The sequence below is a fragment of the bacterium genome, from assembly GCA_023145965.1.
GTDB lineage: Bacteria > UBP14 > UBA6098 > UBA6098 > UBA6098 > UBA6098.
The window spans coordinates 1-8,779 of the sequence record JAGLDC010000030.1; the positions used below are offsets into that span (position 1 = coordinate 1).

Genomic DNA, 8,779 nt, shown 5'->3' on the forward strand with positions numbered 1-8,779 from the left:
AGCTTAGAGTCTGGGCTAAAAAGCTAGGAAATATTCCCCTCTTTTTTCTTTATCTGATCGGAAAGATCGCGCGGGCGGCGCCATGTGCCACCAAGAATAAGCTCAGCTATCATTAAAATGAAAGCCAGTATAAGCATCCCGTGATGTAGCTCTCTACCGAATCTTTGTGCGAGTATCTCTTTTTCGATATCTTTATTTGGTGAAAGCCATTTCAGCTTAACAGCAGATTCGACGGCCTTCTTATCGAGTTTACTTGCTTCACTTTCGCGGGTATCGACATTGATCGCAAAAATGTCCAACAAGCTATCCCCTGAAGATATCTTATATATCCCGGGAATAAAGACTCTTCCAACATTAATAATAACATTCCCTGAGGCGAAACGCGGGCTAAGGAAGATTATCGAGCTATCTGGTCTTGTAAGGGTTAAAACACCGGAAGGTGGCTCTTCGATAACTCGGACAACCTCCTCACCCACAATATATCCAGCATCAAATTCCGAAACATCCTCAGCTAGATATTGAGTAAGCCTGTGCATCAGTGGCACAAAAAATCCGCTGGTCGCCAGGTCACCGTATCTTAAATTGGCTGAAAAAGCACATACTGCCAGTTTCCCTTCACCGAATTCCATCTCGGCAATCAGTGGAACACCATTCGATAAGGAGATCGGAACTTTATTGGAATTTGTTATCGCGGCAACGCGCTTGAAATCAACATCGGGGATTCCTTCCTCTTTGAAGGGTGTAAACACTGGGTGATCGAAATCGGCCGTTCCCAGATTGAAACGCCCACCGCCAATAGAATCCCCTATACTTGCCAGAACCGAAATCGTGGTTTTATCTCCAAAGATGGATTTCCATGATTTTCCAGGGTCTGGAGAACCTCCTAAAAACAATGCCAATCCGCCGCCTCGAGAAAGAAAACCGGTAATCGATACTCCAATATTATTCGCAAGTTCCGGTGGATCAGACAGGATAACAACATCCCAGGATGATAATAGCTCCGAGCCAAGTTGATTATAGGATAAGCGTTTAACGAAGAAGAAGTCGTCATTCGAAGGCGATAGGGCATTCGAAATGAATTTTTTTTCTTCTCCCCCTACGACTAATACATTTATTTTTTTCGGTATCTTAAAGGAGAAATACCTGGAATTGTCAGTTGGTATAGCATCACCCTCTGATCTAAACTCTCCATAGTGAAAACCCCCACTCTCGAACTCGGCGCTAAATTCAAGCATTCCGAATTCTTCGGGATTAAGATCGACAGACCTCTGTGCAATCCTTTTTCCATCGAGATATAGATCCACAACAAAATCTGTAACAGCTCCTGAGGCAAAGCTCTTAATTTCGGCAATCAAGGAAAAAGGCACTTTTTTCTGTAAAAGCGTGCGCGGGAATTCGATATTTGTTAAGCCTATGTTCCGCTCGTCATCGGGAGAAAATACGAGACAATATAGCTTGATATCCTTCGGAAGGTCAAGTTCACCAGAGCGAAGCCAACCATGATCTTTGTCGTCGGTTAGGATAAAAATCTCTTTATTCGGTAGTTTGCTTTCCATAAGCATTGCAACTGCCGCAGAAATAGCATTCCAAATATCGGTCGTGCTACCCGAGAGCTTAAGGCTATCTATAGCCTGACGAGCGCCAGAAAGCGCCTTAAAAGGCTCTCTCGAAGCAGGATAAGGCGAGGAATTAAAAGGTATAATCGAGAGTTCGTCTCCTTCGTCGAGTATCTCGAAAATATCCTCCGCCGATTGACTCGCTTTAGTGAAAAGATCAACTCCTGCTGTTTCCTGCCCCATCGAATAGGAGTTATCTATTAGCAAAGCAACGGAGGTTCTCTCGTGAGCACCGATATTGACCGATTTTGCAGTCTTTATTGCCGGTCTGGCAAAAGCGCCAATCACTAAAATCAATATCAGCACGCGCAAGGCAAGCAAGATTAGCTGCTTAAGCTTGAATTTACGCATACGACGCTTCTGTATCTCCTCGATGAAGCGAAGAGAAGGCCATTTCCTCTCCACAAGACGTCTTCTAGTGAGAAGGTGAATGAGGATAGGAAGAAAAATAGCAGCAAGAGCCGGTAAAAAGACACTATTTAGAAAACTCAACATATTTTTTCCTTATGCAATAGAAATGCCATTATACGCTTCGTCACATTTTAAATCAAGCCAAGTTTGAGGAACAACAGCTACCACAATGATGATTATCCCATCCCCACACCTCCCGAAGGAAAACACCCCTTTTCTCAATAAAGCTTATTGAGCGTGAACCAATCTATTTGACTTTTTTGTTTTCGAAAAGAAAACCTGTTGATTTCTTGCGGTATTATGATATTTTCTAACTATGTTTAAATCCTTTGGAGAAATAATGAAAAGGCTTTTGCCAATTATCTTCCTGTTGCAGATAGTATCAATTTCTTGTTTTGCAACAAAATACGCTGCCGAATTCACAGACCTTTCCGTAAGTGTCCGTGCGGCCGGTATGGGCGGCACATTTACAAGTTTCGATTCCGACCCGCAGACAATATGGTGGAATCCTTCTGGTCTTGCCGGCCTCTCCGATGAAATAAAATTTTATTACATGCACGCGACGATGTTCGACAATTTATACCAACTCGATGCTGGCGCCGCAGCTCGACAACTTGGTAATTCTTACTGGGGATTGGGCTTCTTCCGCAACGGAACAGAAGGCATCCCATTCACTCACAACTGGGGTTACTTCGACTATGGAGTAGATAATCTCCCCGGAACCGGCGATCAGGGCGAAGACAATGGTCAATGGGATCCAGGTGAACGCATAGATTCCGATGCTGTTTATTACCATAGCGAAGGAGATTACCTTTTTACAATTGCAGCAGGTCGTGCCCTCTCTGATCGACTAATTATAGGTGCTTCAATAAAACACCTGCAAAGCTATATAGGTCAGTATTCGGCCTTCGGATTTGGTGCCGATCTCGGCGCAACATACAAACTTAAAGAGAACCTCGTTTTAGGCGCTACGCTGCGCGATGCTGTGGGAACACATATCCGCTGGTCAACCGGCCTATGGGAGCAAAAAATTCCTTCCCTTTGGTGGGGAGGAAAATTTTCGTTAGATTTGCCAGCTATTCGTGGGAATTTGGCTTTAGCAGGCGATTTCGAAACCCATTTCGAGGATTATAACGGAATCGCCAACATAGGGCCTATTTCTATAGATCCCCATTTAGGCACAGAGCTTAATATACTTAAGCATTTCTTCCTCCGCTTAGGTTTGGATAGAAAAGACTTTACAGCCGGCGCTGGTATCGCCCTCGCTTTTTTCCGCGTGGACTACGCTTTTGTGGATAATACCGATTTGAATGTTACTCATAGAATAGGAATTAACTTCGAGATACCCGAAGTCAAGATTAAACTCCCGAAGCGTAAGAAACCGGAGGAATCTGGTCTGATGAAACCACCTGAAATCCTTCCTATAGAAACCACATCGCTCTTAGAAGAGGAAGAAGAGATTATTCCAGCACCTGTAGGAGATAAAATTGCCGAGGTTAAATTCCCGTTTGCATCGATCGAGCTTACAGACCGGACTATCGCTCAATTAGATTCGGTTTGCTACATTTGGAACAAATATCGGACGAACAGAATATACATCGAAGGACACACGGACAACATTCGTATCGATACACCCGAATTCCCTGATAACTACACCCTATCTGAAGCCCGAACTGAAGTTGTTGCAAAATATCTTAGGGATAAATGTGATATTCCAGTAAACCGAATAGTGGTAGACTGGTTTGGTTCGGACAGGCCAAAAGCGGATAACTCGACCGATGAGGGCCAGTCTTTAAATCGAAGGGTCGAGATCTTCCTTTGGGAACCTTGATATATTTAATAGCGGACAAAAAAAAGGCGGCCTTCAAAGGCCGCCTTTTTATTATCGCTGCAACATTGATCAATGCCTAAAATGACGCATTCCTGTGTGTATCATAGCGATACCAAGTTCGTTCGCACGATCGGTAACTAAATGATCTCGAAGTGAACCACCCGGTTGGACTATGGCGGTCACACCGGCATCGGCTAAAACCTCCATACCATCGGGAAATGGGAAAAAAGCATCCGAAGCTGCAACAGCACCGACCGTTCTTTCGCCAGCCTTTTCAACAGCCAACTTTGCAGCATCGACACGGCTCGGAAGTCCTCCGCCTATTCCATAAACTGCTTTTCCTCCAGCAACCAACACCGAATTTGATTTAACACCTTTAACAGCACGCCACGCAAAATGAAGAGCGTCGTCCTCCTCGGGTGTGGGTTTTCGATCGGTAACAATTTCCCATTTAGGCGATTCCAAACCAGAGGGATCCCCTGATTGCGCAAGAAATCCTCCATAAACACCCCTCAAGAAAGTAGGAGCAGTTTTTGGTCGCTTTATATCGAGTTTTAGTAAACGCAGATTCTTTTTTTTCTCGAGAATTTCCAGTGCTTCCGGCGAGAAATCAGGTGCAATAATACATTCGAAGAAGTGCTCGTGCATTTTACGAGCTGTCTCGAGATCGACATCGCAGGTGAATCCAGCTATCCCACCAAAAGCGCTAACCGGATCGCAAGAAAGCGCGCCAAGGTAGGCCTCGATTGCGTTATCTCCAAGTGCTACTCCACAAGGACTAACATGCTTTACAATAACCGAGGCTGTTTTATCGGCAAACTCCAGAAGGACATGATAAACCGCGTCAAGATCGAGTATATTATTATAACTCAACTTCTTACCCCATAACTGTTGGGCAAAAGTTACCCCTGATTTGGCCAGAGGGTCGGAATAAAGCGCTGCTTTTTGATGAGGATTCTCACCATATCGAAGCTCATCGACTAATTTCATAGGCCTGCTTGTATAAATTGGATTCCCCTCTCCTGCAAAAGTCGAGGCGATTAAGCCATCGTAGTAAGATGTCATATTAAATGCTTTTGCGGCAAGAGTTTTAAGCAATCCAAGAGATATTTTACCTGTTTCGAGAATCTCAGCTGAAATTGGTGCGTAATCTTCTGGGTCACAGATAACGGCAACAGACTTAAAATTCTTCCCGGCTGCCCTAAGAAGAGCGACTCCACCAATATCGATCATCTCAACTCGTTCGTCCATATTTTCGGTTTTCGCAAGTGTAGCCTCGAAGGGATAAAGGTTTACTGCGATAAGATCGAATGCTGGAATACCTTCAGCAGAAATGGATTCCATATGTTCTGCGCTTTCTCTTCTAGCTAAAATCCCCGCAAATATCTTTGGATGAAGAGTTTTGACCCTTCCGCCAATAAGTTCCGAGAATCCGGTAAGCGTTTCCAATGGAATGTAGTCAATTCCAGCCTTTTCCAGAGCTTTGCCGGTTCCCCCTGTAGTATATATTTCGACTCCCACCGATATTAGATTACGCGCGAATTCCTCGAGATTGGTTTTATCCCAAACAGAAATCAGCGCTCTTTTAACCTTGAGTGACATTAAGACCTCCTTAGAAGTGTCCGATATACATAAGTTGTAACAATAATCCAGTTAATAGTGGCACAGTTAAATTATCATCTATGCCTAAAGGGAGCGATTCAACAACAGTAGCAACTAACGCACCCGTAAAGAGCGCCGCCCAAGGCGCAATTAAACCGGCAGTCATTTTAAAAATTATACTTCCAAAATAGGCTGCAATGAAAAAAGCCATACTACCTTCAAGAGTTTTATTATTGATAGTATAGTGTTTACCGAATCTTTTCCCAAAAATCGCTGCGGCAATATCGCCAAGAATGATGTTAACCAAAACGACGACTGCCACCCATTTATCGAAAGCCACAACCGCTATCAAAGCCGCACAAAGGATGTATGATGAGGATGTGAAGCGTTTAAACTCATGGCTTCGAAGAAGTTTGCCACCTACCTTAACATATAGTAAACGGAATCTTCTATCGTAATATTTCAACAAATCAAGCAAAACCGACAGAAATGCAAACGACGCAAGAATAAGCATAGCTTGTTTTGGCGGGACAATCATGTAAAGAATTGGAATTATCAAAGCAAAGAAATGAACCGACTTTCTTTTAAGCTCAGTTAAAAGATCCGTTTTAGTAACGGTAGAGTTCTTCAGGTCTTCGAGGAACGTATTTTTTTGCATAATTATATAAATCCCTATGTTTCTGCTCATTAAAATATTTTGCGCCCACCCAACTGCCATATATATTGCCACCATAAAAAATAGCGCCGGAAATCAAGAGCCCTATCGAAAAACTGCGATCATCATCCCACATCAAGTAGCTTCCGGCAAATGAACCCCCAATAACAACGAGGTTAATAAGCGCATCGCCCCAGCGTCCAAGATAAGCTCTTCCCGATCCCGGAAGTATCGCACTCATTCCAGCCACTAAGTATGGTGATCTACGCGGAAGAGCCAATCCTTGTTGAGATAGGCCCTGCATGAAAAAAGACGATGAATCGAGTTCTCCAGTTTCGATTCTTCCAAACACTCTTAAAGCCTCGGAGTATTTTCGTTCCCAAAAATAATTCCACCCTTCGAGATAAACAAGCGATAATTGACATTTGATATCACAATCTAAAATATATTTCTCGATATAAAACAAACTGCTTGGCGTGTCGCCACTCTTAAAATAAGACAATGACAATCTATATCTCGCTCCATTTGAAAGAGAGTCTGTTCTGCCACCTGAAATTATTTTGTTATATATCTTTCTTGCTTGAAAAGGTCTTTCCGACTCATCGAAACAAAGACCAGCGCGATATTTAGCCAAAGCCCCTCTTTGGTCTTCGGCGAAATAATAGGTAAAACGCAAGTATTCTACAGCCGCTTTATCTGAATAACCAATATTGAATAATTCGTTCGCGAGTTGGAATTGATTATTCGCGGACATCTGGGCTAAACACGAAAATACCATTATGGTGATTGTCGCGACGAAACGCATTCAATATACCTTTCAATAGGATCGATCTTTTTTCCTTCTTCATTCTTTTTATATTCTTTTTGCGATAAGCTGTTATCGCGCATCAATCTATCTGAAGTTAATAATAATGCTCTCAGAGGCCCTGTTTTCTTGAAGGCTAGTTTGGAGAATTCTGAACAACTCGGTTCCATTGGGCACCTATGGGCATCTAAGTCTGTAATATATTTTTGATAGAACTCTAATAAACCTTTCGATACTATCTTTATGGTGTTATTAGAGTTATTGCCTTTTCCTTTTTCTGAAATATCAACACCTGTTGAATCGGCAAAGCTCACTCCAAACATTAAGATCAAAAATAATGGGACTATTCTTCGCAACACTCCAACTCCCCTATCGCCCTATGGGCAGCTAACTTGCGCTCTTTATGGTTAAATTGTCTTGCATCATTTGCCGCATTCTCTGAGTTACCAATCCAATAACGCGCACCGAAAAAGTAAAACGTAGTTAAAGCCCGAGGATACAAACCTCGCGAAAATGCATCGGTAACTATATAACCAAAAACACCATTAATAACCATTGTTCTCAAAGCTTCTGAATATTTTTTCGTATATACCTGTCCGCTTCCAGGCAATATAAAGGACATTATCCGCGCCAATTGAGGCGAGCGAAATCGCGGGCCATTCATACCCTCGAAAGACCAATTTCCTTCCTCGGCCAACAAGATTTTTTCATAAAGATCTTCGGAATTCTTATCAGGATAGCTTTTTTGGGCTAACACAATATATTTAACTGCGTTAGAGTAATTACCATCGAGGAATTCGAGCACGATAATCAAATTAAGTGATTCATAATAATATTTCTTATCTTCTTTTTTATCAACTAGATACGTTAGTAATTTAATAGCATCACTAAAGTCATTAGCCTTTATATATTGTATTGCAACATGATATAATGCGTCATACTGTATATTCTCCGAAAGACGCATTACTTCGATCTCTGCTTCCTCACAAAGCCCATAATCCAAAAGGTATTCTCCAAAAGCAAATTCATCAGGACATGAAGAGAAACAGGAAAGACAATTTGGGGCTGTTTCCCGAGGGAAACATATCGATGCAATAAAAAATATAATAAGAAAATAAAAATATATTCGATTTCTAATCATTGTTGGAATCGGCCTTGTATAAATTGATTCCAAATCTATATGAAACGGGCAATTCTCGGTGAGTTGTCATGGAAGCACCTATCAGAATCCCGGGGAATAAAGCAAAATCAGCACCTGCCGTAATCGAACCGTCGTCGAGTCCAGCCATGAAATCTACCATGGATTTATACGATATGCCCGCACCCACGGAGTATTCCAATAAAGCCCCCGAAATAACATAACTCAATTCTGCCGTTACTTTGCTCGAAAAATTCGATCCTAAGTCCTTATTAAACGAACAGCCGGTGCTAATATCGGGTGTTCTCAATTCGTTGGTGCCTGTGCTCCAAGAAATATAGGAGCTATTGGCAACAATAAAACCCAAATGCATGTTTTGTATAGGTGCCCAATCGAGACCGAGTGAAACGAACACGCCATAGGCTTTCTGGTCGATGAGACTACGATAGACTCCTCCGCCAGATGCACCTAAGGAGATTCCTCTATTTAGAGAGTAGGCATAAGCCGCTCCTAATGCGAGGTCGTGATGGCCTTTGGTATCTACAATATAGGGCAAGTTATCGGGCCCTACTGGTTGTGATGGGTCTGGAAGCTCGGTTATGTTTATTCCTCCACCACCGAGATAAATCACTCCCAGTGCAAGATTTCTCTTTCTAAGGGGAACTAATGCCCCCACGGCATCGGAGATAATCAGATTACCATAGAATCCTTCATGGCTGGC

8 protein-coding genes are annotated in these 8,779 nt (G+C 42.6%); 1 reads left to right on the forward strand and 7 read right to left on the reverse strand.

Features of this window, described 5'->3' with window-relative positions:
• Positions 1-23: 23 nt before the first annotated feature.
• A complete protein-coding gene (locus KAH81_03300) occupies positions 24-2,111 on the reverse strand; it encodes a BatA domain-containing protein (protein ID MCK5832676.1) in 2,088 nt (695 codons plus the stop codon).
• Positions 2,112-2,367: 256 nt separating this feature from the next.
• On the opposite strand from KAH81_03300, the gene KAH81_03305 reads away from it, so the two are divergent.
• On the forward strand, positions 2,368-3,858 hold the full coding sequence (locus KAH81_03305; GenBank protein ID MCK5832677.1) for an OmpA family protein: 1,491 nt from the start codon (positions 2,368-2,370) through the stop codon (positions 3,856-3,858).
• 69 nt (positions 3,859-3,927) lie between these two features.
• Here the strand turns inward: KAH81_03305 and purH are convergent, their stop codons facing one another.
• The 6 genes from purH to KAH81_03335 all read right to left on the reverse strand — a co-directional run.
• Positions 3,928-5,460 carry a bifunctional phosphoribosylaminoimidazolecarboxamide formyltransferase/IMP cyclohydrolase gene (gene purH, locus KAH81_03310; protein ID MCK5832678.1) on the reverse strand — a complete coding sequence of 511 codons (1,533 nt, stop codon included), beginning with the start codon at positions 5,458-5,460 and terminating at the stop codon, positions 3,928-3,930.
• A gap of 10 nt (positions 5,461-5,470) precedes the next feature.
• The gene (locus KAH81_03315) at positions 5,471-6,178 is read right to left on the reverse strand and encodes a phosphatidate cytidylyltransferase (GenBank protein ID MCK5832679.1); all 708 of its coding nucleotides are present in this window, start codon (positions 6,176-6,178) and stop codon (positions 5,471-5,473) included.
• Positions 6,069-6,869 carry a hypothetical protein gene (locus KAH81_03320; protein MCK5832680.1) on the reverse strand — a complete coding sequence of 267 codons (801 nt, stop codon included), beginning with the start codon at positions 6,867-6,869 and terminating at the stop codon, positions 6,069-6,071. The genes KAH81_03315 and KAH81_03320 overlap by 110 nt, the downstream gene beginning before the upstream one ends.
• A 23-nt stretch (positions 6,870-6,892) precedes the next feature.
• Entirely contained in the window at positions 6,893-7,279 is a 387-nt protein-coding gene (locus KAH81_03325) for a membrane protein insertion efficiency factor YidD (GenBank protein MCK5832681.1), read from the reverse strand.
• Entirely contained in the window at positions 7,264-7,923 is a 660-nt protein-coding gene (locus KAH81_03330; protein MCK5832682.1) for a hypothetical protein, read from the reverse strand. The genes KAH81_03325 and KAH81_03330 overlap by 16 nt, the downstream gene beginning before the upstream one ends.
• Positions 7,924-8,053: 130 nt before the next feature.
• Positions 8,054-8,779, reverse strand: a 726-nt coding sequence (locus KAH81_03335; GenBank protein MCK5832683.1) for a hypothetical protein, incomplete at its 5' end; no start/stop codon positions are given.